The following is a 24,828-nucleotide window of genomic DNA, read 5'->3' on the forward strand; positions in this document are numbered from 1 at the left end:
CCTCGGATCAGGTGGCAGCGACGGCTTGGGCGGAGAGGCCGCGTCGGTCGAGTTGCTTGACCGACAGGTGCATCCAGACCAGCGAGATGGCGACGATCGCAAAGAGCAGCATGAAGCAGCTCGACCAGAGGCCGGTCATGTCCTTGAGGAAGCCGAAGGCGATCGGCAGGATGAAGCCGCCAAGACCGCCCATCATGCCGACGATACCGCCGACGGCACCGACGCTCTCGGGATAGTAGGCAGGAATGTGCTTGTAGACCGCAGCCTTGCCGAGGCTCATGACGAAGCCGAGGGCGAAGATGACGACGATGAAGACGACAGGCGTGATGCCGACCGTTGCGCTCGCGCCGGCTGCCGGCAGCGACAGGATGAGCGTTGCGACGGCTGCGACTGCGAACATCACGTACATCACGCTACGAGCGCCCTTCTTGTCAGAGACAACGCCGCCGAAGGCGCGGAAGATGCTGCCCGGGATGGAATAAGCGGCCGCGACCATGCCTGCAGTTGCGAGATTGAAGCCGTAAACACCGACCAGATAGCGGGGCAGCCACAGAGACAGGGCAACGAAGCCGCCAAAGGCGAAGAAGTAGTAGAGCGAGAAACGCCAGACTTGGACGTTCTTCAGCGGCGCGAATTCCTGTGCCAGGCTCTTGGAGGCAATCTTGCCTTCGCGGCGAAGGCGGAATGCCGGGTCATCCGTCGTGGTGAACCAGAAGACGATTGCCATCAGCGCCAGGCCGACGGCCCAGATCTGAGCAACCGCCTGCCACCCCCAGGCGATCAGCACGAAGGGCGCTGCGAATTTGGTCACTGCGGCGCCGACGTTGCCGGCACCGAAGATGCCAAGTGCCGTTCCCTGCTTCTGAGCCGGGAAGAACGGCGAGACATAGGCGACGCCGACCGCGAAGGAGCCGCCGGCAAGGCCAACGCCGAGGCCGGCGATCAGCATCTGCGTATAGGTCTGGGCATAGGAGAGGAGGAAGGTCGCCAAGGCAGCGGCCAGCATGGTGAGCGTGTAGACGAGGCGGCCGCCATAGCGGCCGGTCCAGATGCCAAGGACGATACGGACAAGCGAACCGGTCAGAACGGGTGTGCCGACCAGCAATCCGAACTCGGCCTCGTTCAGGCCGAGATCCTGTTTGATGCGGATGCCGATGATCGCGAAGATCGTCCAGACGGCAAAACAGAGGGTGAAGGCAATCGTGGACATCCACAATGCTTTGGCTGGTTCGCCGGCGGACATGGACTGCGTGTTCCTGATAACAGACATGGCTTCTCCGGGGCCCGACAAGGTCGTGCCTATCCATCGCTAGGGGTTAAAAACAAAAAGCCGCTGGTCAGGGCGCGCTTACACGGGAGGTGCGCGAGATATCCTGATCAGCGGCTTTGCTGTGGGCGCCCGTCGTTGGACGCAAATTCTTGGCCTGTTGGCCTGCCTATAACAAAGCAAGGGCCGTGCCAGTTTAATTAAGTCATTGTTTTTGAATGGATAGCATTGATCGCGAAAATCAGGCGATCATTTATGCGCCAACGCATGCGCAGCAATCGCTCTAAAAATTGTGCAATGCGTATAAAATGGGCATGCTTTAGCTGCGGACCTGGCTGGCGATGTAACTGTCGACGTCAGCGGGATCGAACAGGCCGCCATCGAAGAAACCGTCCGGCCCCAGTGTCAGTGCGCCGCTTGAGCCGACAGGGGTTTCGACCTGAAGCGCACCTTCCACCTTGGAGCTTGCGGCCGGCATGGCAATATTCAGTGCCTTGAGGGCACTTCGGTAAATATCGGGCCGGTAAGTGTCGTTGGCGATCTGCTGATGCTCCGGAGTATGCCGGATGTGCTCCCAGCGAACCATCTGCGTATAGAACCATAGGGCGTGGCTCTTCCAGGGAAAGGTCGCCGCCTTGGCATTGGGGACGAAAAAGTCCCTGATGCTCAGCGTTTCGCCTCCGCCGATTTTCAGAAGGCCGGTTAGTGCGGGCAGCAGACTTTCTGCGGGCCGATCCACGTAGGCGGGCCGCGCCAGGAGGTTGGCAAGTTCCTCGCGATTGCCGGTGTCAGCGCACCAGAGGGAGGCGCCGTAAAGAGCGCGCAAGAGAGCCGCCAGGGCTTCAGGGTGACCATCGGCCCAGCGGCTGTTGACGCCAAGCACCTTCTCCGGACTGGATTTCCAGATGCCCGCCTTCACTGTCGCCAAGTGCGCTCCGCTGTGGAGCACGCCGAGCGTATTCCAGGGCTCGCCGGCGCAATAACCGTCGATCAGACCCGATGTCATCGCATCAGCCATATCGGGCGGCGGCAGGATGCCGATCTCTACATCCTCCTCGGGGTCAATGCCGCTTGCTGCCAGCCAGTAACGCAGCTCGTAGTTATGGCCTGAATAGGGGTGGACGACGCCAAAGCGCAGTCGTTCGCCTTTCCTGTTGTCGATGACCCTGCGCAAGGCGAGACCGCTGGAAAGTGCATCAAGATCCGGCGAGGCGCCGCATTCGGCCATCTCGCTCCACAGGCCCGCGGAAACGGTCACGGCATTGCCGCCAAGTCCAAGCGCCATCGGCACGATCATACGCGGTGCCGGTGCGGTCAGTCCGAGATTGCAGGCGATCGGCATGGGGGCGAGAATATGGGCCACATCGAAATGGCTGACCGCAAGCCGGTCGCGAATCGTCGCCCAGGAGCGTTCACGCACGAGCGTCAGCGCGACGTCCTGTTCGGCGGCAAGGCCCTTTTCCTTGGCGACAACCAAAAGCGCGCTATCGAGAAGCGGCAGGAAGCCAGCGGTAATCTGATGCGTGCTTGTCATGCGTCGGTTCCCGGATCGAGGAGGATTGCGGCTGTGATCAGGCTCTGCGCGATCTCGACGATCTTCCTGTTCTGGTTCATGGCCGTGCGCCGCATGAGCGCATAGGCCTCATCTTCGCTCAGCCCGCGGGATCGCATCAGCAACCCCTTCGCGCGGTCGATCAGCTTGCGGTTTTCCAGTTCGCCGCGCGTTTCCTCCAGCTCACGGTTCAGGCGCGAGAAGGCGTTGAAACGGCTGATAGCCATCTTGAGGATCGGGCGGACACGCTCTTGCTTCAGGCCGTCGACGATGTAGGCGGAAACGCCAGCTTCAACAGCGGCCTCGATGGAAGCTTCGTCCGACTTGTCGACGAACATGGCAATGGGGCGTTTTACCGCGCGGGAAATCTGGAAGATGCTTTCCAGCATGTCGCGGTTCGGGTTCTCGAGGTCGATCACGATGACATCAGGGTTGATTTCCATGATGCGCCTTGCAAGGCCTTTCATGTCATCGATGAGCGTGACGTTGTCATAGCCCGCCTCGCGCAGACCGACTTCGATGATCGACGCCCGAATGCTGTTCTCATCGATGACGAGCACGTTGAGGTCCCTGGGTTTGGCAAGAGGGGTCATTATGCGTCTACCGCCGTGTACTCGTGAGACGCATGGAGCGGACCGTCTTTGATGTCAGTTTGACCGGAAGGGATCATGGCTTCGTCGCAAACGCCCTTGAGTTTTGAGGTCATGCATAGACTCTCGCGAGGCGCATTGCTTGCGCGATGTTCGCCTTAAAATCAAGCTATTTTGCGAATCGCCTAATTATTGAGCTTTTGGAGATCGGGCGAGCATCTCGTCCTTTGTATCTTACTTTGTCCGCGCAAGCCGTAGTTACATCGCCTTTCAAATCCAAGGAGAGAGAAAACAATCGCGACACATGCCGGATGTTCTCTGGGACCGTAACGCAAATGGAGAAACCAACCACCATGTTCACATTTTTGCTTGTCATGGCCGCCACGGCTGTCGCGCTTGCTGGTAGCGTGTTCGCCTCCCGATCGGTTGACGTCGCTCTTTCGGTCGTCCCCGCGAAATATCGTCCCAGCCAAAAACAAACTCTTCGGGACGAGCTTCGGTGAACGCAGGGACTGCCCCAGGTCACATGCTTCATTTGTCGCGCTTGGGCTGGGCTGCCAAGTTTTCCGGTTCAGATCCACAACGGTTTTGGTTCAGCGGTCGCCGAAATATATAGCGGGTGGGAAGGATGCCCGTTGGATGTAAGCTTGAGTGCGCAGCACCGGGACGACCGGAGCATTTCGAAAACTCTGGAACCACGTCCGAGGTACGCGCCGTGTCTTCCCCACGCGCAGACGATTTGGCTGTAGTCCTTGCCGATCCTACGAAGATAACGATCGTTCGCCGGTCCAACAGGATCGGTGTGTTCGTAGATTAAACTTGGAGAGGTCGATCTCAGTGCAAACAGGTTGCCGACCACGAGACCGCCGAATCCCCACGACCTAGCGAAGGTGATGCATCGACGAAGGGTCGGGTCGTCGTCGCGTGCGTTCGCGGTGGATGGGTTGAGCATCAAGAACGCAACTGTTTTCTTCAGCGGGTCCCATTGGCGCTCGAGCCGGTATCGGTAGCAACCGCAACTTGAAAACACTGCTGACGAGACGATGAAATTGTCGCTCATTCGCCATTTTCCACTCGGCCGTCAGTGATGGACCGTCGCCGTTGCCGCCTCGCTTTCGAGGATGACGATGCCGGAATAAAGAACCGGCGTACCGTCGCGATCACGAAAGCATCTGCCAAATGCAGCCTCCCGCACGTAATGATTGTTTGCTGCCATGACACGGTAGACCGACTGCTGCGGTCGCTCGCCAACGATGGTTTCGGTGATGGCTTTCGCCAGCTTCGGTCGATCTTCGGGGTGGACACGGTCCAGATACGACTGAAGCGGCAAGCCGCGCATGGTTTCCCGGGCAGCCAGTCCGAACAGTTCCGCAGGCGCGGCGTCGGCGTACACGAGATCGTTGGTCATATCCCAAGTGAAGATCCCTGCATCCTCTGTTTCGGGGTCGGACAGGTCTACCCCGAAGATGCGGTCGGTGTCCGGTTTGTCGGCGTCCGGCTTCATGGATCCTCCAATTAGGAAGGTTTTAGAGCGTAGTCGCTGTGCGGCAAGGGGAGATCATTCCAGGGTCCGTCTCAGTAGGACCGCAGTAAGTCATCGCTCAATGTGAGGACTTCCATAGTTTATCTCCACCTGCTACTTAGGCGGTCGAAATGCGGCCACGTAAGAGGTTATATGACTGACGCGACAAACAGCATTGCAGCAACGAAGGCGCATGTCACCTTGCGTAGCGATCTGACGGGAACGTTGGCTTTTGTCTTTGTTGCCAGTCTTGCAATACTTGTCTGGGCGGGATGGGGAAAAACAAGCGACGTAGATGGGACCGTCCGGCCAATAGGTCCCAATCCGCAAATCAGCGCTCACCAGTAATAGTGCCTGTTTTAGAGGCTCGCTCAGGCGGTCGCTGACGGTCAAGCGCCGCTAGTGAACGTCGCGCTGTCCACGAGAGAAGCGCCATCGAGGCGAGCTTTCAGCGATGTCGGTCAACACCCGCCTTTTTGGAAGACATGCGTTGCAAGCATGGCTGGGATCGATTCTTGGCGCTCCAATCCCCCACATAGCGCCACTATATGAAGGCCATCGAAGTAATCGAAGCGCCAAGGACTGGCAGCTAACTTCGAAAGCCCAAGGAAAGGGGATTATCATGAATGTAGCACGTTCTTTCAACAATTGGCGCAAGTACCGTCAGACGGTCTCCGAGCTTGGCCGGATGAGCAACCGCGAACTGCACGACCTTGGCATCAATCGTGCCGACATCGAGACGGTAGCAAGGGCTGCCGCGCGCTAAGTAGCGCTATTGCAATGGTTTCGAAGCGCTCGTCTTTTCAGGCGGGCGCTTTTGTTTGTGCGGGCGCTCCCGAACCCACGATGAGATGTGTGCCGGGTTAGGAGAGAACTTTCCTGCGGATTATACGCGTCCAATTGTGGGCGCTGGTCGAGAGGCGAAATCAGCGGCTCTGCTACTCCTCATTCCTATGCTTGGTAGGAAAGAGGAGTAGGGTTCAGCAAGTAAAGGGCCGCGGAGAAGCCGCGGCGCTACAGTCCATCACTCCGCGGCCTGTCGAGCCATCGGGTTGTTCGGATGGGTCGTCCAGTTTGCATAATTCGGATCGACGATCTTGCCGGTGCGCTTGTCGAGATCGCCAACCGGAAGCTGCTCCATGGTGATGCAATTCTCGACAGGACAGACGTTGACGCAGAGATTGCAGCCGACGCATTCCTCTTCCATCACCTCAAACTTCCTGATGCCATTCACGAACTGGGTGATCGCTTGGTGCGAGGTGTCCTCGCAGGCGATGTGGCAGCGACCGCACTTGATGCAGGCATCCTGGTCGATCTTCGCCTTGGCGATGTAGTTGAGGTTGAGGTACTGCCAGTCCGAAACATTCGGGACCGCGCGGCCGGTGATGTCGTCGAGGTTGCGGTGGCCCTTGGCGTCCATCCAGTCCGAGAGACCGGTGATCATCTCCTGGACGATCTTGAAGCCGTAGGTCATCGCCGCCGTGCAGACCTGCACGTTACCGGCACCGAGCACCAGGAACTCGGCCGCATCGCGCCATGTTGTGACGCCGCCGATGCCTGATATCGGCAGGCCATAGGTTTCCGGATCGCGAGCGATCTCGGCCACCATGTTGAGGGCGATCGGCTTGACGGCCGGTCCGCAATAGCCACCGTGGCTGCCGCGCCCGTCGATCGACGGTTCCGGAGCAAAGGTGTCGAGATTGACCGAGGTGATCGAGTTGATCGTGTTGATCAACGAGACGGCGTCGGTGCCGCCAACCTTGGCGGCCCGCGCCGGCTTTCTGATATCGGTGATGTTGGGCGTCAGCTTGGTGATGACAGGCATGCGCGTGTATTGCTTGCACCAGCGCACGACCATTTCGATATATTCCGGCACCTGTCCGACCGCGGAGCCCATGCCGCGTTCCGACATGCCGTGAGGACAGCCGAAGTTGAGCTCGATGCCGTCGGCGCCGGTCTCCTCGACCAGCGGCAGGATCGCCTTCCAGGCATTCTCCTCGCAAGGAACCATGATCGAGGCGATCAGCGCCCGATCCGGCCAGTTCATCTTCACCTGCTTCATCTCGCGCAGGTTGGTGTAGAGGTCGCGGTCGGTAATGAGCTCGATGTTGTTCAAGCCGAGCAGGCGGCGGTCGGCGCCCCAGATCGCGCCGTAGCGCGGGCCGTTGACGTTGACGACGGGCGGACCTTCCTCACCGAGCGTCTTCCAGACGACGCCGCCCCATCCGGCCTTGAAGGCACGTTCGACGTTGTAGGCCTTGTCGGTTGGCGGTGCCGAGGCAAGCCAGAATGGGTTGGGTGATTTGATGCCGACGAAATTATTGCGGAGATCAGCCATTGTTCATTCTCCCATTCACGCGACGGCAACGGCCGGCTGCGCGCCGGCAGCAAGCATACGGTTGATGGATTCAGCGGCGTCGCGCCCTTGCGCGACCGCCGAAACGGTCAGGTCGTCACCGCCGACGACGCAGTCGCCGCCGGCCCAGACGCCGTCGAGCGAAGTCTTGCCATCCGCATCGATGGCGATGCGACCGGATTCCATGCGCAGAGCACCGAGGCCTGACGCGTCGAAGGTCTGACCGATCGCCTTGAAGACCTGATCGGCGGCGATGACACCGGTTTCGCCAGTCGTCGACAGGCGGCCATCGACTAGCTTGGTATATTCCACCTCGATCGCGGCGACCTTGCCATCCTGTGCAAGAATCGACTTCGGCGCCAGCCAATGGCGGATTATGACGCCCTTGGACGTCGCAAGATCCTGCTCGAATTCCGAGGCGTTCATGTGCTCCTTGCCGCGGCGATAACAGATCGTCACCTCTTCGGCGCCGAGGAGCTTCGCCTGCACGGCGGCGTCGATGGCGGTCATGCCTCCGCCGAGAACGACGACGCGGCGGCCGATGGCAACGTCGCCCTTGTCTGTGGCCTGGCGCAGGCCTGCGATGAAGTCGACGGCATCATCGACTCCGGCCAGGTTTTCGCCTTCGACACGAAGCGCATTGACGCCAGCAAGGCCGATCCCGAGGAAGACGGCATCATATTGCGACTGCAGGTCGGCGAGCGAGAAATCGCGGCCGAGCAGTTGGGCGTGACGGACTTCGATGCCGCCGATCGCAAGGACGTAGTCGACTTCCTTCTGGGCGAAGTCATCGACCGCCTTGTAGGTGGCGATGCCATATTCGTTGAGGCCGCCGGACTTTGCCTTGCCATCATAGATGACGACGTCATGGCCTTTTACGGCGAGGCGGTGAGCGGCGGCAAGGCCAGCAGGACCGGCGCCGACCACGGCGACCTTCTTTCCTGATGAGGCGGCGCGGCTGTAGAATTGTCTATCCGCCTCCATGGCGGTGTCGGTGGCGTAGCGCTGCAAGCGACCGATTTCGACAGGACGCTCCTCTGCCGTGTTGCGCACGCAGGCCTGCTCACACAAGTCTTCGGTGGGACAGACGCGGGCGCACATGCCGCCCAGAATATTCTGGTCGAAGATCGTCTTTGCCGATCCGATCGGATTGCCGGTGGCGATCTGCCGGATGAAGAGCGGAATGTCGATTGAGGTGGGACAGGCCGTCATGCACGGCGCGTCGTAGCAGAAATAACAGCGGTCAGCTGCAACCAGCGCCTCGTGCTTGTCGAGGCGCGGATGAAGATCGGAGAAATTCGACTCGTACTCTGCAGGCGAAAGCCGGCCAGCACGAATCCCAGTTCCCAGTCGTTCCATTGAAGTTCCCTCATTATTGGTAAACGGCCAGTGAGGGAAAGCGTAACTCAGCTTCAAAAATTTATCAAACGGTAAAATTTTCGAAGTTTTTGGTGTCTATATCTTTGTTTTTATATTGTTATTTTCTTTCGAGCCGAGGGCTGTCAGAGCCTGTTATCGCCCCGCAAATAAAAAAGTAAAGAAATCGATATTTTTCTGAGAAACGCCGGGAACCATTTGGATACCTGCTCGTTACTGCGATATCCAAACGATGACCGCATCGACCCAACATGCGCGCCCCCAACCCATCGTTTGGACGTACTCACGGTCCCCTCCCGGTGAGTGAAAGAACAGCCGGTGCGCCGCCCTCGCACTGGCTGTTCTTCGTTTAGCGCATGGCGGCTTTTTGAGGGGGGCGCCTAAGAATTTCGAATTCGGCGTCGGGGATTGTCAGGTTATATTCGATCCTACCAGGTACCAGCGTCAGTTCGGCCTTGCCGTTGACAGAGGAGGGTACGACGCGCTCCAGCACCGTTTTACCGAAGCTGTTCTCGCTGAATTCATGAATCTCGGCGGGATCGCACAGCGTCTCCGTCCATGAAATCTCGATGGTCCTTCGTCCGGCCGAGGCCACTTCGCGGCACGTTAGAGTGACGGCAGGCTTGCTGCCGGCGATTGCTCCGTAGGATGCCGAGTTGACGATCAATTCGTGGAGCGCCAGACCGACATGCACGGCGGCATTGGGAGTGAGGTGAACGTTTATCCCGGAGATCGGCAGCGGTCCCGCGGTCTCCGGCCAATACGGTGCGAACTGCTTCTCAGCCAGTTCGAAGAGGAAGGCACCACGCCAGCTGGAGTCGGTAATCAGGTCCTGAGAATTCGACAGCGATTGCAGCCGCCCCCGGAATTTCATCAGAAAGCTATCCAGTGATATGGTGTTGCGGGCTGTTTGGGTGGCAATGCCCTGGATAATTGCGAGAAGGTTCTTGGAGCGGTGGGAGAGTTCGCGAAGAAGGGACTTCAGCACTTTCTCGCGATGCCGTGTTTCCGTTACCTCTGAGATGACGGAAAGGATTCCGACCGGTTGATCGCCACCGGCGCGTTCGATTTTCAACTCGTAGGTGCGCATTTCACCGTCGATCGAAATGTCGACTTCGGTCGTAGCAGGTCTTCCGGTTTCGAATACCTGCTGCTTCAGTTTCGCCAGATTGGCTCCCTGCAGCTCGCCGAAAAGATCGGCGTCGGTTCCGCCTGGTATCGCCAGTGACTGGAAATGCGGAGGGAGGTTATCGGCATAGGTGATCGATAGGCGAGGATCCTGGTAGATCACGCAGATCCCTGCACTGGCGAGGGCTCGCTGCAGCAATACCGCTTTTTCTTCCAGCGCGAAGGGCATGCCGGGCACTGGTTCATTCGTATTCACCTAGTCGCCTTTCCCGTGTTGATCTTCTCTCAGTCCCCCTGAGAAAGATGCCCTTCGATAGGGAAGCTCATCCTAGAGTAAAGCGCTGAAACAAAACCTTAAGGCGGAAGAGCGTCTCGGATTTACCCGAAACGCACCCCCGTTTCCTTTTGTTCCTGTAAGGCGCCATTTCCTCAGGCAGCGGCCTTGGTGGATTCGTTGAAGAAGAGCGCCTGACTGATCAAGGCCTTGACCATGTCAGGATTGAACGGCTTCGTGACCAGGAATGTCGGCTCCGGTCGTTCGCCGGTCAGTAATCGCTCCGGAAAGGCGGTGATGAAGATCACTGGCACGCTCGCGGTCTTGAGGATGTCGTTGACCGCATCGATGCCGGAACTGCCGTCGGCAAGCTGGATATCCGCAAGAACCATGCCCGGTCGGGTCCTATTGTAAAGCGCAACTGCTTCGGCGTGGGTACGCGCAATGCCGGTGACGCGGTGGCCCAGGCTTTCTACCATCTGTTCGATGTCCATCGCGATCAGCGGCTCGTCCTCGATGATCATGACATCGGTCGCAACCTGGCGAGAGATTTCGCGTGATGCGCTGTCGAGCAGGCCGACCACTTCATCTTCTTCCACGCCCAAGATCTCGGCGATCTCTCCGACGCGAAAGTTTTCAACAGAGGCCAGGATAAAGGCCTGACGGGCGCGCGGCGAAACCTTGGCGAGGTTCAGCGTTGCACGCTGCTCCCACGCGTAAGGTGACGCCGGTTCCGGAATCTGGACCGTGACGGAACCAAAGAGCGCGGTGAAAAGTTTGTACAATGCGACGCGGTCATCCGCAGTATCCGGGAAAATGGATATGTCGGTAATGATCGCCTCAAGCACAGCAGCGACGTAGGCGTCGCCTGAGGTCTGCGTTCCGGTAAGCGCGCGGGAATAACGACGCAGGTAAGGAAGGTGCGGCGCGATTCGAGTCGAAAGTGTCATTTAAAGCTCCCACTAGAGGCCCGAGCGGCCCTCAATGGCGATTAAAACGTCACGGACTGTAAAAATGTTCCTGAGAAGTAGGAACTTTTTTTCCCTGGCAGCATTATCGTGCCTACAACAGAGGGCTCATCGCATTTGTTCCATGGCACCTGACGGGGTGTTCGCCAATCAGTCGGCCCAAGCGGCTGAATTAGTTAAGACGAACTTAAGGCGGGCGGCAGGACGGGCGAATAACAGAAGTAAAGTGACGATTGATGACGACACGGAAGAATGAAAAAGATCGGCAGCGGCTGGAAATGCGCGCAAGCGATATACTGGACCCGAACAGCCAGATCGGGGTGAAGTTACGATCGCTTTATGCTGCCGTGCAGGAAGAGGCTATTCCGGACCGCTTTCTCGATCTGCTCGAGAAGCTGGATCAAGCCGAACTTGTCGCTTCCGCCAAAGCCGCGAAGTAGGTGGCTCCATGGAAAAGCAGCAACCGAGCTTCAAACGCGAACTTCTCGCGTCTCTTCCCAGCCTCCGAGCCTTCGCTATCTCGCTGATCGGCCGGCACGACCGGGCTGATGACCTTGTTCAGGACACCATCATGAAGGCCTGGGCAAAGCAGGATCATTTCGAGATGGGCACGAACATGAAAGCCTGGCTCTTTACGATCTTGCGCAACGAGCTCTACAGCCAGATGCGCAAGAGCGGACGCGAAATCCAGGATAGCGACGGCTTGTTCACCGAGTCGATGGCAATGCACCCGTCGCAGTATGGGGCGCTTGACCTTCAGGATTTCAAGAAGGCACTCGACCAGTTGCCGCCCGATCAGCGTGAAGCGATTATCCTGGTTGGGGCCTCCGGGTTCTCCTACGAGGAAGCAGCGGAGATCTGCGGATGCGCCGTCGGGACTATCAAGAGCCGCGTCAACCGCGCTCGTCAGCGCCTCCAGGAGCTGCTTCAGATTTCCGGCGAGGCCGATTTCGGACCGGATGCGACGTCGTCGCCGCTGACCTCCAAGGCGTTCGCTTTCTGAATTCTGCACATCTCAGCGATTAAAGGCCGGCTGCCTCGGGGCGCCGGCCTTTTTCGTGAGAGTTGATTGCAGCAATGCGAGCCGTCAGTCGTCTCGCTTGGAACCCATGAGATTGGCTGCCACGATTGCTGCGAGCACTCCGGCGGTCAACAAGGGTTGCGCGCGGACGAGACCAATGCCGACTGCGGCGAGTGATTCCAGTGCCTGCTTGCGTTCCTGTGCACGACGGGCTTCCTGAGCGTTGATCACCATCATGATGACGAGGACCACGATCGCGATCAGCAGTGCTGCCGCGGCCAGGAAGAGGGCTGCGCCGATAGGCCCGTAGATCCCTGATAGCCATATCGCACCGGCAACGACCGCGAGTGCGTAGGCGGTCAACAAAAGCACGGCGGCAATCGCCACGAAAATACCGTTGCGCTTGGTACGCGCAACGGTCCGATGAACACTCGTGCCTACCAGCAGGCTGAGAATCGGGAAGAGCATCGAGCCTCCTTAACGGCGGGCAAGGAGGGCGAGGACAAGCCCAAAGGCTGCCGCTGCGCCGACGGTGGCGAGGGGATGCTTGCGCACCGTGTTGCGCATTTCATGCGCGCCGCGAAGATAGCCTTCCTGCAATTCGTGGATCAGGTCTTCGCTGCGAGCGACAAGATCGTCGTAACCTGCCGCCGCCTGATAGCGAAGGCGATCGCTCGACTTCCGAGACTGCTTTCCGGCAATCTTCGTTAGCGCTGCGATCTCCTCGCGAAGAGACTCGATCTGCTCTTCGATGGTGGATTCGATGTTGTGAAGCGTGCCGCCGTTACGCCGGCTGCGAATGGGGTGGAGGAGCGAAGAGGCCACGATTTTCTCCATCGGTAAGGCACGCTCTGGTGCGGCCTGGTTTAACACAGGGCCGTCGCCGACGTTTGCATGAAGATTGTCGCCCGGCAATGACCCACATCGTCAATTGCTTAACGCGGTCGTCCGGCAAAAAGTTCCGCTACGCTGGATTGTATCAGGCCTGGATCGCACTATGCGCAAGTACGAAAGGCGTGCCGTCCTTCGGGACCTGATTAATCCGCAGCGCACAGCCAAAGACGGATTCCATCGTCTCGTCCGTCAAGACATCGCGGACGCTGCCGCTGGCAGCCACTTGCCCCGATTTCATCAGGATGATCCGGTCGGCAAAGAGCGCGGTCAGGTTGAGGTCATGCATGACGGCGATGACGCCGCCGCCAGCCTCGCAGAATTTGCGCGCCAGCGTCATTATGGTCAGCTGGTGGCTGATGTCGAGGCTGGATACCGGCTCGTCAAGCAGAAGCCAGCAGGGCTTTTCGTCGACGACAGGCTCGGCGATCTGGCAGAGGACGCGGGCGAGTTGAACACGCTGCTGCTCCCCACCCGAAAGCTCCTGATAGAAACGGCCTTCGAAGCCGTCGAGATCGACGGAGGCCAGCGCATTCGCAGCAGTCTGCTCGGCCTTCTCGGGTTTTCTGTTGACGCCGGTGGTCAAGCCCATCCGCACCACTTCGCGCACAGTGAATGGAAAGGAGATCGAGCTTGCCTGCGGCAGCACGCCCCGCATTGTCGCCAGCTGCCACGGCTGCAACCGGTTGACTTCCTGCCCATTGAAAGCAATGGAGCCGGAGTAGGGAAGTTCACCCGAGACCGCCTTCATCGTCGTCGTCTTGCCCGAACCGTTCGGGCCGGCAATCGCGGTCAACTGTCCCGCCTCCGCCGTAAAACCGACCTGACTGACAATGGTCTTGCCGGAAAGGCGCACGGAAACGCCGGATACTTCAATCATTGCTCAATACTCAAAGGGCAAGGCGTGCGCGATGCCGCAACAGAATCCAAAGGAAGAACGGGCCACCGACAGCCGCGGTAATGATGCCGATCGGCAGTTCGGCCGGCGCGACGATGGTCCTTGCAAGCACATCTGCGAATATCAGCAGTGAGCCGCCGAGAAGCGCCGAGGCCGGCAACAGGAAGCGGTGATCGGGGCCGATCGACATGCGCAATACATGCGGAACGACGATGCCGACGAAACCGATACCGCCGCTGACCGCGACGGAAGCTCCAGTTGCTGCGGCGACGCAGACGATGGCGATGTTTTTCAACCGTTGAACGGGGACACCCATGTGAAACGCTGTGGCTTCGCCAAGCGTTATCGCATTCAGGCCACGCGCCATGAACGGTATCGCGGCGAAGGAGAGAAGGATGATGGGGCCGGCGGCGGCAATCTTTGCCCATGTCGCTCCAGCAAGTGAGCCCATGCCCCAGAAGGTGAGGTCGCGCAGTTGCTGATCGTTGGCCATGTAGATCAGCAGGCCGGTGAGCGCACCGGCAAGCGAGCCGAGCGCGATACCGGCAAGCAGCATCGTGGCGACCGAGGTCTGGCCGTTCCCGGTTGCGATCCGGTATAGCAACCACGTGCTGGCAAGGCCGCCGCCGAAGGCTGCGATCGGCAAAGCGTAGATGCCGAGCAGCGTGTAGAGCGGTGCTGCAAAGGTGCTGGCGAGCACAATGATAACGACTGCTCCGAGACTTGCCCCGGAGGAGACGCCGACCAGCCCGGGGTCCGCAAGCGGATTGCGGAACAGGCCCTGCATGATGGCGCCCGAGACGGCCAGCGAGCCACCGACGAGGAAGCCAAGGATGGCGCGGGGCATGCGGATATCAAAGATGATGATCCTGTCACGCGCGTTCAGCGCTTCGTCGGAGCCGGCGATGTTGGCAATGACATCGACAAACGAGGCGTTTGAGGCGCCTGTCGTTACTGAAAACAACAGCGACAGGACGGAGCCGGCCGCAAGCAGAAGGATCGCCAACAGGGCAAGGCGACTGCGATCGCCCGCCCTGTGGAGTTCCCGGAGACCTGCCAGCGAAAACATGGCGCGCTTCTGTCCCATGGCGTCCAAGAGAGCCATCATCAGCTCCCGTAGATCGCCGCGTTCAATTCGCGGACGGCGCTCGCGGTGCGGGGGCCGAAACCGAGGAGATGCAGACCATCCATGCGAATGATCGCCTTTTTCTGCGCGGCAGGCGTCAGGGCCAATGCTGGCTGCCTGAGAAGGTCTTCGTTGGTGGTGCCGGATCCGTCGCCGCGGTTCATCATCAGAATGACATCAGGCTTGGCTTCGACGATCGCTTCATCGGTGAGGGGCTTATAGCCGGGAAAGTTGCCCACGGCGTTGACCGAACCCGACAGCTTGATGATGCCATCAGCAGCCGTGCCGGTCCCAGAGGTCATGATCTTGCCGCCCTGCATGCTCAGAATGAAGAGGATGCGCTTGCGCTCGCTTTCGGGCCGCTTGGCGGCGTCGGCGATTGCCGCGTCCAGATCGGCGCCGACCTTGTCCTCCAGTGCCTTTGCCTTGTCGGGCTGAGCGAGGAGGTCGCCGACCCGGTCGATCTTGGCGAGGATGCCTTCGCGGGTATAGGCATTGGGCACCGTCTCGAAGGGGACGCTCGCGCCCTTGAGTACGTTGAGCGCTTCCGGAGGACCGGATCCCTCGATGGCGATGATCGCCGTCGGGTTCATCGCAAGGATGCCTTCCGGCGACAGCGCGCGCATATAGCCGACATCGGGCAGCTTCGTTGCCGCTTCGGGATACATGCTGGTCGTGTCGCGCGCGATCAGGCGGTCCTGCTCACCAAGCGCGTAGATGATCTCGGTGACGTCACCGCCGACGGAGACGAGGCGGCTCGTATCCAGCTTGTCGGCGGCCATCACATCGGGCGCGGCAGCGAACGACGAGATGATCGCCGCCACCGAAAATGCCATTGCCCGAAGCCGCTTGCTTTGCGGTTCCTTACGCATCGTCATCTCCCGCTCAAGCCGCGACGCTGGTTCCTGCGCGCGGCAGGTTTTCCATGATGCCGCGCCAATCGTCGCGCTCGTCGGTGCCTTCCTTACGCTTGCCGAAGAACTGGATGATCATTTCGCCCTCGGCATTGTAGGCCTCGAGCGAGGTCACATGGCCGTCCTTCGTCGGCTTGCGCACGGCCCAGGTCTCGGTGATGTGATCCTGCCTGAGGTGCAAGTGGAAGGTGGGGTCGAAGATGTTGATCCACGGACCCATCGGCTGCACGTTGAAGATCGGGCCGGAATGGATCTGGACGATGCCGTTGTTGGCGACAAAGCACATGACCGGTAGGCCAGCCTTGACCGAGGCATGCATCATCTCCGCCGTCGCGGTGTTGTCGAGCTGCCATGCATAATCGTCGCCGACGGTGCGAACGGCGGCCTGGCGGCCGATCTTCAGCTTGCGCAGCATGCCGAAGAATTCGTGCGTGTCGGTGAGCTTGCTCCAGTGCTCCCGCAGTTCGTCGCGCGTGACTTCGCCGCTCTCGTCCATGGACGAGGGTGTCGGATCAGCGACGAACTCCTGAGATTGATCGTCGAGCTTCAGATTGCTGACGATTGCGTGATAGGCCTCGACATTAGAGTTCGGGCGAAGATGGATCTTGTGAACGGCGTTGCCGGCCTTGTCGAAGTACTGCAGGCTGAGGCGCTCCTGGTCGCCGTCCTTCTTGGAGACGGCGAAAGCATGCGCCCAGCGGTTCGGGAAAATGCGGAGGTCGATGTTTTCCCCAAGCACGATCGAAGCGTGCGGTCCGGCGGTGATGTTTTCGTAAACGCCGATCTTTTCGTGAACAGCGCTTTCGTTGCGGGAAAGGGCCATGACTTCGCCGAGTTCAGCGACCCGCTCCAGAAGTTTCAAGGCGCTGCCGTCGATACGGGTCGCGCTGACGCCGACCTCGGCTGCAACTAACGCGGCTTCCGGAATCTGAAGCTGAGCGGCGATGTCACGCTCGCGCATCTTCGGATTCTCTGCACGGAATGCGCGAATGTCGGCGGGAGCCGGTTTCGTGGTTTCAGTCATGTCCTAGCCCTACTTATTGAGAATGAGTTTGCCCTGACGGGTGATTTTCATGCGGTAGACCACGCCATCGTGGCGGATCATGATTTCGGTCGCTCCGCGAAAAATGTCCGCACTTTCCAGAACGCGCATTTCTGCCGTTGGTTCGCGCTGCAGCGACGCATGACTAAAGGTGTCTGGCTTCTCAACCATCATTTCCGGTCGGTTATTTCTGCTTGATCCGCGGCGCGCAACGCCGGGAAAATCCATTATTATCTTGACTCTCATAGTCATCATTTTTTAATGACGCAATAGCGGAGTTTATAAGTCAAGTTTTAGGTTCTACTGATGGAAGGAATGGCAGTGAGCAAGATTGCGGCGCTTTTGACGAGCGGTCTGATCATGGTTGCGGGTGCTTCGCAGGTTCTTGCTCAGGATGCAGCCGCAGCATCGCCGTCCAAGGGGCTCGAGGTCGAGTTGAATGGCCTTGCGCCCTCGCAGAAGGGCTGCATGATGACCTTCGTCGCGCTCAACAATCTCGCTGCGCCGATCAGCAAAATCTCCTTCGAGCTTGCTTTCTTCAACGACAAGAATGCGGTGGACCGGGTCACCGTACTGGATTTCCGTGATCTTCCACAGGGCAAGAAGCGAGTGCGTCAGTTCGATATGCCGAACGTCAAGTGCGAGAGCGTCACGCGTCTGCTGATCAACGACGCGCCGATCTGCGATGGGCCGGCCTCGGGTGAATGCATGAAGGGGCTCGTCACGCGTTCACAGGTTTCCGTTCCCTTCGAGGGTTGAGTGGTTCGCCGGCATGACAGCCGGCGATTTTCTGTTTCAACTGGCCGAGGCAGGCGCAAATGGCAGTTTCAGCAAAATCCAAATCGAGAGTCATTCTCGTCGAGGAGCCGGTCGCCGACAGCGGAATGAACGACAACAATCCCGGAATGCATCCCGGGCATGAATTGTCCGATCTTCGCAATGCACCGCGCCAGCCAGCTGCGGAAGTCTCCATTCATTATGCCCGCTTGGCATTGATCGAATCCTTCCCGCAAGACCCGCAGAGCGCCAGCAGCAGCGTCGCAGCGGCGCCGGCGCTGGACGCAAGTGCCGAAAGGGAAAGGAACGAAAAACCACGTCAGCGCAATGTGGTGATGGCTTGCCTCAGTTCCTTGGCGTGCCATGCGGCCGTCATCGCGATCCTGGTGGTCGGATTTGTGGTCACACCGCACGATCCGGTCGAAGAAGCCGGCGAGGTGGTGAGCGTCATTATTCTTGGCGATTCCGAGGCGGACCAGGCGGCGGCCGGCGAGAAGGCTGAGGAGTCGCAACCCGAGCAGATCGTGGCCGAGACCGTACAGACGCAGACGGTCCGGCCGATGGCGGCGACGCCGACGGAGTCAGCGACAACGGAGCCGGTGACCATTGCGCCGACGCAAGAGGTTACTCGTGTCTCGCCGGAGAGCGTCGTTGCCGCTGAGCCTGAAGTGTTGACCTCGCTGTCGCCATCCGAGACAACCGTTGTGCAGCCGATGGCGACCGAAGTAGCGGCCGCGGTTCCTGCGGAAACGCCTTCGGTTACTGAAGGAGCGCCGGAACAAGTCAAGCCAGTTCAACCGGTCGAAACGGCAACTGTCACTCCCGAGCCGGATAAGCCAACGCCGGAGCCCAAGCCGAAAGCGGAAAAGCCCGTCAAAAAGCCCATCGAGAAGAAGGAGCCGCCCAAGAAGGCTAAACCATCCGCTGGATCGGGCGGTGAAAACAAGCAGGACTCCAAGAGAGGGGCCGCCGACGGGACCGAGACGGCAACGTCGAACCAGAATTCGCGCGGCGCTGGCAGCAGTGGCGGTGCCGGGAGCGCGGCCGTTGCCAATTATCCCGGCAAAGTGCAGTCGCGGATCAAGCGCTCGGTCAGGGTGCCGTCGGAATACAAGCGCATGAGCGCATCGATGAGTGTCCGCGTTCGCCTGACAATCGGCGCCAGCGGCGATCTGAGCGGTCTTTCGATCGCGCGTAGCTCAGGGATTCCTGAGCTGGATCAGGCTGTTGTCGAGGGTATCCGGCGCGCTGCGCCATTTCCTCCGCTCCCTGCAGAGTGGGGCAAACCGGTCTGGTCGTTCACTCAGGACGTCCAGGTGACAGGCCGTTGACAAAATATGACTATCATAATCAACTTTATACTTTACTCTAAAAATCAAGTTTAATAAGGTCCCCCGGCACACGCAGGAATCGTGTGACGATCAACGAGCGAACGGGTGGGCAATGGCTCGAAAGACGAAGAAGGGTTCCAACCGCGAGATCCGCGTCAGCGCCGATATCGAGACGGTTCAGGAAACGTCCGGGCGGTCCAAACTTGATGGACGCAGCTTCCTGTATGTCGGCGGACGGGACTGCCAGGTGGCGCATCTTCGTCAGATCGCAAGCAGCTTTGGAGCAGAACTGATCCACCACGATGGCGGTCTGCGCGAAGCGGTCTCGCGCATCGACACCGTGCTTCCGTCCGTCGACTGCGTCTTTTGCCCGATCGACTGTATCAGCCACGATGCCTGCCTGCGCGTGAAGACCGGCTGCAAGAAGTTCGGCAAGGCCTTCATTCCGCTTCGGAACGGCAGCAAGTCCAGCCTGGAACGTGCGCTGCAGACCATGAACGAACGAGACAATTCCCGATGAATGAAGAACGCCCTGACGGGGTCATGATGATCGGCCTGCACAAGCTCGCCGCTCAAAGAGGCGACGGCCTTGTGCCGGAGCTCTACGATCTGCTCTTGCGGAACGCCGAGCGACGCCGAGAGTATCCCAACGTGTCCGAATTTCCGCTGTGGGAGGCAAGAATGCCCGGGCAGGAGCCGGAGAAGCCACTTGGTCTGGAGGCCGCGAACGGCAATAATGTCGTGGCCTTCGCGCCTGTGCGGACCGGCACAAAAGGAAAGGGATAGGGATTCTCCATGTATATTGCGATGAACCGATTCAAGGTTGCGATCGGATCTGAGGCGGATTTCGAGGATGTTTGGCGCAACCGCGATTCCAGCCTTTCCGAGGTTCCCGGCTTTGTCGAATTTCGCCTGCTGCGCGGAAGGACGAATGCCGAGGAAGACTACACCCTGTTTTCCTCGCATACACTCTGGCGGAGCGAAGAAGACTTCGTGAACTGGACGAAGTCTGAGAACTTCCGCGCTGCGCATCGCAGCGCCGGCGAGCGCAAGGCGATGTACAAGGGACCGCCGGTTTTCGAAGGCTTCAATGTGGTGGCTGGTATCTAACCGCCGAACTGGATCCGGATCGCGCGGAGGTCTTGCCGGTTGCCGTCGCTTGGTCTCGATGAAACGCTGGCCTTCTATCGCGAGGTGCTGGCCTTGACCGGATCATTTACCATTCTCCGGACTATCTGATGTTTCGCCGGAACGAGATGGAGCTGCATTTCGGGCTCGTCGGCGAGCGAGCGCCGTGCGAGGCGACCGTCGGAGAGCCGCGCTCCATGCTGAGCTCAATAAAGACGAGTGGCGCGCCTGACCGGCACTTGAGCGACACCCGTGGGGCATGGAGACTTGTATGTCCACGACCCGCACGGCAACCTGATGCGGCTTGGGCGCATACCGGTCAGCTGATCGATCAGCTTCGGCGGAAAAGGGCGCCCGCCGCGATCGCTAGCCAGCCGAACATCATGGCAAATCCGCCTGTCGGCGCGGCCATTGGGAACAATCCGGAACCTGCATAGCGCAACGCGACGAGATCGCCCGCAAAGAGAAGTGTACCCGCGCCTATCAGTATGCCGGCGAGCCATGCGGTGCGGAGTCTTTCAGCCCCGATGGCAAGCGCGAGCAGGGCAGGGGCGTGCGCCAGGCACATCGTCGAAGCCGACGCAACCAGATGCGCTTCGCCGCCACCGTGCGCCGCAGCAGCCGCCAGTGCCACGCCGGCAAAGCCGAACAGACCGGCGAATAGGTAGAATAGCGGTGCGATCCGCGTGTTGAGCGTCATGGTTGTTCTATTCCTTGTTCTGCATGTGATAGGCAAGTCGCTCGATCGGCGGCAGGACGATTTCGCGCAGCTTCGGGTTGGCGACGGTTTCCTCAAGCGCGCGGCGGAAGCAGAGAAGCCATTCATCGCGCTCCACAGGGCCGATCTCCGCAACAAAGTGCCGGCTTCTGAGGCGCGGATGCCCACGCTTTTCGGTGTAGAGTGGCGGTCCGCCGAGATACCCCGTCAGGTATTCGTAGAACTTCTCCTCACTGCCTGCCAGCGCCGGCGGGTGGACCGCGCGAACGTGCTTTGCCTCCGGCAACGCATCCATCAGCTCGTAGAAGCGGTGCGTCAGCGCACGGACGACGGCGTCGCCGCCGATTGCCTCGTAAAGCGTGATGACTTTTTCCGTCACGGTTCCGTTCCCTCAAAATCCCTTAATGCCTTGGGAGAAAGGGAACTGCAACTGCCAGAAATAGTCCGCGGCAATTCGTCGTCGCACTACAGGCTACTTGACAAAACCGTCTGGACGGTATCTTTTACGATCATGTCACTCGCTCATCACCGACGTAAGCAACCTCTCGTCGTACGCCAGCAGTTGCTGGACGTAGCCGCGCGACTGACGATGGAGCAGGGCATGGCCGCCCTGACGCTGGATGCCGTCTCCGGTGCTTCGGGTGTGAGCAAAGGTGGGTTGCTCCATCACTTCCCGACGAAGAACGCCTTGCTTGACGCGCTTTTCGAGAGCCTCCTCGATCGTTTTGATGTCGATATCAATGAGCGCATGCGCGAGGACCCGACGCCGCATGGCCGTTTCAGCCGGGCTTATCTGCATGCCGTCGCCGATCTGAGGGGGCGCCCCGACGAGGCTGCCCACTGGGCGCAAGTGACCGTCGCGCTGCTTGCTGAGCCGCGACTTCGGCAGCGCTGGCGCGAGTGGATACAAGAGCGGACCGAAGAATACGTGGGTACGGATTCGTCCGTCGACGCGCAGATCGTTCGGTTCGCGGCCGACGGCCTCTGGCTTGCCGACATGCTCGGTAGTTATGACGACGGCGGCGATCGCCAGGCGCTGATTGCCCGCCTTGTCGAATTGACCAACAAGTAAAATAGGATCGCGCCATGGCTCCCGCTGCAGTCTACGCCCTGCTCTTTGCTGCGATTGTGCTCGAGGTTATCGGCACAACGGCACTGCAGTTGTCGCAGCAGTTTACCCGCGCCGCGCCGACGATTGTCCTGGTTGTCTGCTACGCGGCGGCATTCTATTGCCTGTCGATGACATTGAGGATCATTCCCGTCGGTATCGCCTACGCGATCTGGAGCGCGCTCGGCATCGTGCTGATATCCGCGGTCGGCCTCATCTATTTCAAGCAACGGCTCGATCTGCCGGCCATCATTGGCCTGGGGTTGATCATTGCCGGCGTGCTGGTGGTCAACCTTTTCTCTAAATCGATATCCCATTGATTTTATCCGTATCCGGACTTATCTGGCTAACGATCTTGACCCGCTACGGCGCGGCAGATGTCGTCGCGACATTTTGACCACCGCTGCGCGGGCTTGTGAAAAATGGAGCCATCTCCATATCTTTTTGAACTTTTCACGGCTTATCCTACGCATTGGACAACCCATGGCCGACGGCACCGCTCACGCAGGTCTTTCCGAAACTCCAGCTTCTCCCGCGAAGGGCCAATCCTTCAGCACCGTCGGCATCGAGCCGATGGGCCGGCCGAGCGCTATCACGCGCTTCTTCATGGGTATCGTCGCCTGGGCGGAAAAGCTTAACTTCAAATATGCAAAGCTCGGTAATCCGCCGGTCTATGATAACGCGACCTTCCCTTGGGCCGCCGAGGTTGAAAAGGCCTGGCCGCAGATCCGCGCCGAGCTTGACCGCGTGCTCCTGCGACAGAGTGAGCTGCCGACATTCCAGGACATCTCGACTGACGTGAAGTCGATCTCCAGCGATAACGGCTGGAAGACATTTTTCCTGGCCGGGTTCGGCTTGAAGTCGGAGCAGAACATCAAGGCCTGCCCGCAAACCTGGCAGTCGGTGCAGAAGATACCGGGACTGAAAACCGCCATGTTCTCGATCTTCGAGCCCGGCAAACATCTACCGGCTCACCGCGGCCCTTACAATGGTGTACTTCGCTTGCATCTCGGCATGATCGTGCCGGAGCCTGCAGACAAGCTCGCTATCCGGGTCAAGGACCAGATCTGCCACTGGCAGGAAGGTAAGGTTCTGATCTTCGACGACGCCTACGAACACGAAGCCTGGAACCACACGGACAAGACTCGCGTGGTGCTGTTTGTCGATTTCGTGAAGCCGTTGAAATTCCCGGCACGCCTCGTCAACTGGGCGCTGATGAACGTCGCCGTGTTCACGCCCTTCATTCGAGAAGGGCTGGATAACCACAAGGAATGGGAAAAGAAGTTCTACGCGGAAGCGGAAGCCTTCAGGAACAGGCCGCAGAACTAGCGATCATTTCCGAAACTGAGAAGGAGGCCCCGCACACGCGGGGCCAGTTGATTCAGGATCAGTCGAGAACCTGAACAACGCGGTGCGTCTGAGGTTCAACGATGATGTGGCGGTCATTGATAGCGGTGTAGGCGTACTTCGGGTTGTCTGGAAGCGGTGTGACAATAACGTCCGCCGGAATGGGCTTGCCCACGACGATTGGCTGCTGGATCACGACGGGTGCGGTCGGCGCGGGTTGTGACTGAACGTAGGTGACGACTTCGTGCGGTGGCGGATCGATCACGGCGCCGGCAACGGCGCCCGCCACACCACCGACTGCAGCCCCAACGGGACCGCCGACAATCGCACCGGTAACCACGCCACCGGCTGCGCCGGTTACGGCGCCATCAGCCAGAGCGGTCGTGGCCAGGGATGACAGCGCGATCGCGCTGCTGACAAGTAGAGCCCTGTACATTTGCTTCTCCGTAGCTCGAGTTTGCGGAACACAGAACGAGCATGGAGGGCCGTTGTTCCCGAAAACACGGCACTTGCAAGGGAGACGCTTGAAGCCCAGGCGTCAGATGAAGTGATCGGAGATACCTCGAACCTGAGCCGATGGAAAGGGGTCTCGAGGCCGTTCGGGGGACTGCTCAGTTGTTGTTGGCCGCCATCACTTTGCGTTTCGCTTTGGTGGCCAGGTACATGACATAATTTTCCGCAGCGTCTGCGAGATGGAGAGCAATTTCCTCTTCCCGCCATCCCGCCGCTACCGCGCGACGGACAACATCGGTGATTGCCGCTTTGCAGACGGCTTCGCATTCTCGCGAGCGACCCGTGTCTTCGGCGCTGTATTTCGGAGAATTGATATTCGATAAAGCCCCGCGATTGCGGGGCTTTCTGTCTCGTGTGGCTCAGCTCGCCTTGGGCGGTGTTGTCGTGCGCGGTGCGCCCGGATTGTAGCCGCCGCCGATGGCGACGTTGAGGGCGACATAGTCCTTGGCCATCTGCTGGATGGAGGCGGCCAGGCTTGCCTGGGCGAGCGATACCTGACGCTGCGCATCGAGCACGTCGAGCAGCGAGGAGGCGCCGTCCTTGTAGCTGGCGGTCGACAGTTCCAGGGTTTCCTGGGTCGTCTTCACCTGGGCGCGCAGCGCTTCCACCGTCTCGGCGTCGCGGCGCACCGCCGACAGCGCGTTCTCGACCTCTTCGACGGCGGTCAGCACCGACTGCTTCCAAGCAAGATACTGGGTCTTGGCATCCGACTTGGCGATGTCGACATTGGCGCGCAGACGGCCGCCGTCGAAGATCGGCAGCGTCAGCGTCGGGCCGAACGACCAGGTGGTCAGGCTGCCGCCGGAGAAGCCGGCCGGCTTGACGTAGGAGGGCGAGATCGAGCCCGACAGGGTGATCGTCGGATAGAGCTGCGAGATGGCAACGCCGATATTGGCGGTGGCAGCCGCGAGATTGCGCTCGGCGACGCGAATGTCGGGCCGGTTGCGGATCAGGTCGGCCGGAATGCCGGAGGCGATGCC

General features: G+C 59.7%; 31 protein-coding genes. 11 read left to right on the plus strand and 20 right to left on the minus strand.

Annotated elements, in window-relative coordinates; all coding sequences use genetic code 11:
• Positions 1–7: 7 nt before the first annotated feature.
• The 5 genes from FHT77_RS14220 to FHT77_RS14240 form a co-directional block, all read right to left on the minus strand.
• Positions 8–1,270 carry a nitrate/nitrite transporter gene (locus FHT77_RS14220; RefSeq protein ID WP_183755626.1) on the minus strand — a complete coding sequence of 421 codons (1,263 nt, stop codon included), beginning with the start codon at positions 1,268–1,270 and terminating at the stop codon, positions 8–10.
• 316 nt (positions 1,271–1,586) lie between these two features.
• Positions 1,587–2,801, minus strand: a complete 1,215-nt coding sequence (locus FHT77_RS14225) for a CmpA/NrtA family ABC transporter substrate-binding protein (protein ID WP_183755627.1) — start codon at positions 2,799–2,801, stop codon at positions 1,587–1,589.
• Positions 2,798–3,412: an ANTAR domain-containing response regulator gene (locus tag FHT77_RS14230; RefSeq protein ID WP_183755628.1), complete on the minus strand. Its 615-nt coding sequence runs from the start codon at positions 3,410–3,412 to the stop codon at positions 2,798–2,800. Before FHT77_RS14230 ends, FHT77_RS14225 begins: the two co-directional genes overlap by 4 nt.
• Positions 3,413–3,980: 568 nt before the next feature.
• Positions 3,981–4,469, minus strand: coding sequence for a DUF1643 domain-containing protein (locus FHT77_RS14235; RefSeq protein ID WP_183755629.1), 489 nt, complete (start codon positions 4,467–4,469; stop codon positions 3,981–3,983).
• 21 nt (positions 4,470–4,490) lie between these two features.
• Complete coding sequence (locus FHT77_RS14240) at positions 4,491–4,913, minus strand: PAS domain-containing protein (RefSeq protein ID WP_183755630.1); 423 nt, start codon at positions 4,911–4,913, stop codon at positions 4,491–4,493.
• A 640-nt stretch (positions 4,914–5,553) separates the two neighbouring features.
• On the opposite strand from FHT77_RS14240, the gene FHT77_RS14245 reads away from it, so the two are divergent.
• Positions 5,554–5,697, plus strand: coding sequence for a DUF1127 domain-containing protein (locus FHT77_RS14245; RefSeq protein ID WP_016554888.1), 144 nt, complete (start codon positions 5,554–5,556; stop codon positions 5,695–5,697).
• 258 nt (positions 5,698–5,955) lie between these two features.
• On the opposite strand, the gene preA is transcribed toward FHT77_RS14245, so the two are convergent.
• The 4 genes from preA to FHT77_RS14265 form a co-directional block, all read right to left on the minus strand.
• Positions 5,956–7,269, minus strand: coding sequence for an NAD-dependent dihydropyrimidine dehydrogenase subunit PreA (preA, locus tag FHT77_RS14250; RefSeq protein ID WP_183755631.1), 1,314 nt, complete (start codon positions 7,267–7,269; stop codon positions 5,956–5,958).
• A gap of 15 nt (positions 7,270–7,284) precedes the next feature.
• Positions 7,285–8,646: an NAD(P)-dependent oxidoreductase gene (locus FHT77_RS14255; RefSeq protein ID WP_183755632.1), complete on the minus strand. Its 1,362-nt coding sequence runs from the start codon at positions 8,644–8,646 to the stop codon at positions 7,285–7,287.
• A 367-nt stretch (positions 8,647–9,013) separates the two neighbouring features.
• The gene (locus FHT77_RS14260; RefSeq protein WP_183755670.1) at positions 9,014–10,021 is read right to left on the minus strand and encodes a sensor histidine kinase; all 1,008 of its coding nucleotides are present in this window, start codon (positions 10,019–10,021) and stop codon (positions 9,014–9,016) included.
• 200 nt (positions 10,022–10,221) lie between these two features.
• Positions 10,222–11,016, minus strand: coding sequence for a response regulator (locus FHT77_RS14265; RefSeq protein WP_114713500.1), 795 nt, complete (start codon positions 11,014–11,016; stop codon positions 10,222–10,224).
• Positions 11,017–11,312: 296 nt separating this feature from the next.
• Between FHT77_RS14265 and FHT77_RS14270 the strand changes: the two genes are divergently transcribed.
• Complete coding sequence (locus FHT77_RS14270; RefSeq protein WP_246719852.1) at positions 11,313–11,474, plus strand: NepR family anti-sigma factor; 162 nt, start codon at positions 11,313–11,315, stop codon at positions 11,472–11,474.
• An 8-nt stretch (positions 11,475–11,482) separates the two neighbouring features.
• Positions 11,483–12,037 (plus strand): RNA polymerase sigma factor, encoded by a 555-nt coding sequence (locus tag FHT77_RS14275; protein ID WP_016554882.1) that lies wholly within the window; start codon positions 11,483–11,485, stop codon positions 12,035–12,037.
• 84 nt (positions 12,038–12,121) lie between these two features.
• On the opposite strand, the gene FHT77_RS14280 is transcribed toward FHT77_RS14275, so the two are convergent.
• From FHT77_RS14280 to hemP, 7 genes are all read right to left on the minus strand, one after another.
• Positions 12,122–12,523, minus strand: coding sequence for a hypothetical protein (locus tag FHT77_RS14280; protein WP_183755633.1), 402 nt, complete (start codon positions 12,521–12,523; stop codon positions 12,122–12,124).
• Between the two features lie 9 nt (positions 12,524–12,532).
• The gene (locus FHT77_RS14285; RefSeq protein WP_183755634.1) at positions 12,533–12,892 is read right to left on the minus strand and encodes a YqjD family protein; all 360 of its coding nucleotides are present in this window, start codon (positions 12,890–12,892) and stop codon (positions 12,533–12,535) included.
• Positions 12,893–13,034: 142 nt separating this feature from the next.
• The gene (locus tag FHT77_RS14290; RefSeq protein WP_183755635.1) at positions 13,035–13,826 is read right to left on the minus strand and encodes a heme ABC transporter ATP-binding protein; all 792 of its coding nucleotides are present in this window, start codon (positions 13,824–13,826) and stop codon (positions 13,035–13,037) included.
• Between the two features lie 10 nt (positions 13,827–13,836).
• Positions 13,837–14,949, minus strand: coding sequence for a FecCD family ABC transporter permease (locus tag FHT77_RS14295; RefSeq protein WP_183755636.1), 1,113 nt, complete (start codon positions 14,947–14,949; stop codon positions 13,837–13,839).
• A gap of 2 nt (positions 14,950–14,951) precedes the next feature.
• The gene (locus FHT77_RS14300; RefSeq protein WP_183755637.1) at positions 14,952–15,848 is read right to left on the minus strand and encodes a hemin ABC transporter substrate-binding protein; all 897 of its coding nucleotides are present in this window, start codon (positions 15,846–15,848) and stop codon (positions 14,952–14,954) included.
• Between the two features lie 7 nt (positions 15,849–15,855).
• Positions 15,856–16,908 (minus strand): hemin-degrading factor, encoded by a 1,053-nt coding sequence (locus FHT77_RS14305; protein WP_183755638.1) that lies wholly within the window; start codon positions 16,906–16,908, stop codon positions 15,856–15,858.
• Between the two features lie 9 nt (positions 16,909–16,917).
• Positions 16,918–17,100, minus strand: coding sequence for a hemin uptake protein HemP (gene hemP, locus FHT77_RS14310; RefSeq protein WP_114713878.1), 183 nt, complete (start codon positions 17,098–17,100; stop codon positions 16,918–16,920).
• Positions 17,101–17,286: 186 nt separating this feature from the next.
• On the opposite strand from hemP, the gene FHT77_RS14315 reads away from it, so the two are divergent.
• From FHT77_RS14315 to FHT77_RS14335, 5 genes are all read left to right on the plus strand, one after another.
• A complete protein-coding gene (locus tag FHT77_RS14315) occupies positions 17,287–17,685 on the plus strand; it encodes a hypothetical protein (RefSeq protein WP_409527454.1) in 399 nt (132 codons plus the stop codon).
• A gap of 59 nt (positions 17,686–17,744) precedes the next feature.
• Complete coding sequence (locus FHT77_RS14320; RefSeq protein ID WP_183755640.1) at positions 17,745–19,034, plus strand: energy transducer TonB; 1,290 nt, start codon at positions 17,745–17,747, stop codon at positions 19,032–19,034.
• A 112-nt stretch (positions 19,035–19,146) separates the two neighbouring features.
• Positions 19,147–19,554 (plus strand): DUF2325 domain-containing protein, encoded by a 408-nt coding sequence (locus FHT77_RS14325; RefSeq protein WP_016554872.1) that lies wholly within the window; start codon positions 19,147–19,149, stop codon positions 19,552–19,554.
• Complete coding sequence (locus FHT77_RS14330; RefSeq protein WP_183755641.1) at positions 19,551–19,820, plus strand: hypothetical protein; 270 nt, start codon at positions 19,551–19,553, stop codon at positions 19,818–19,820. Before FHT77_RS14325 ends, FHT77_RS14330 begins: the two co-directional genes overlap by 4 nt.
• A gap of 9 nt (positions 19,821–19,829) precedes the next feature.
• Positions 19,830–20,144: an antibiotic biosynthesis monooxygenase gene (locus FHT77_RS14335; RefSeq protein WP_183755642.1), complete on the plus strand. Its 315-nt coding sequence runs from the start codon at positions 19,830–19,832 to the stop codon at positions 20,142–20,144.
• A gap of 349 nt (positions 20,145–20,493) precedes the next feature.
• Here the strand turns inward: FHT77_RS14335 and FHT77_RS14340 are convergent, their stop codons facing one another.
• Both FHT77_RS14340 and FHT77_RS14345 read right to left on the minus strand, forming a co-directional pair.
• On the minus strand, positions 20,494–20,862 hold the full coding sequence (locus FHT77_RS14340; RefSeq protein ID WP_183755643.1) for a DUF423 domain-containing protein: 369 nt from the start codon (positions 20,860–20,862) through the stop codon (positions 20,494–20,496).
• A gap of 7 nt (positions 20,863–20,869) precedes the next feature.
• Positions 20,870–21,259: a group II truncated hemoglobin gene (locus FHT77_RS14345; protein WP_114713489.1), complete on the minus strand. Its 390-nt coding sequence runs from the start codon at positions 21,257–21,259 to the stop codon at positions 20,870–20,872.
• A gap of 132 nt (positions 21,260–21,391) precedes the next feature.
• Between FHT77_RS14345 and FHT77_RS14350 the strand changes: the two genes are divergently transcribed.
• From FHT77_RS14350 to FHT77_RS14360, 3 genes are all read left to right on the plus strand, one after another.
• A complete protein-coding gene (locus FHT77_RS14350; RefSeq protein WP_183755644.1) occupies positions 21,392–21,952 on the plus strand; it encodes a TetR/AcrR family transcriptional regulator in 561 nt (186 codons plus the stop codon).
• A 14-nt stretch (positions 21,953–21,966) separates the two neighbouring features.
• Positions 21,967–22,308 (plus strand): SMR family transporter, encoded by a 342-nt coding sequence (locus FHT77_RS14355; RefSeq protein ID WP_183755645.1) that lies wholly within the window; start codon positions 21,967–21,969, stop codon positions 22,306–22,308.
• A gap of 163 nt (positions 22,309–22,471) precedes the next feature.
• Positions 22,472–23,317 (plus strand): aspartyl/asparaginyl beta-hydroxylase domain-containing protein, encoded by an 846-nt coding sequence (locus FHT77_RS14360; protein WP_183755646.1) that lies wholly within the window; start codon positions 22,472–22,474, stop codon positions 23,315–23,317.
• A gap of 58 nt (positions 23,318–23,375) precedes the next feature.
• On the opposite strand, the gene FHT77_RS14365 is transcribed toward FHT77_RS14360, so the two are convergent.
• Positions 23,376–23,771, minus strand: coding sequence for a DUF1236 domain-containing protein (locus FHT77_RS14365; protein WP_183755647.1), 396 nt, complete (start codon positions 23,769–23,771; stop codon positions 23,376–23,378).
• A gap of 436 nt (positions 23,772–24,207) precedes the next feature.
• A partial coding sequence (locus FHT77_RS14370; RefSeq protein WP_183755648.1) for an efflux transporter outer membrane subunit occupies positions 24,208–24,828 on the minus strand: 621 nt, incomplete at its 5' end.

Origin of the sequence: Rhizobium sp. BK181, from assembly GCF_014193305.1 — a bacterium.
In the GTDB taxonomy this organism is placed as follows: domain Bacteria; phylum Pseudomonadota; class Alphaproteobacteria; order Rhizobiales; family Rhizobiaceae; genus Rhizobium.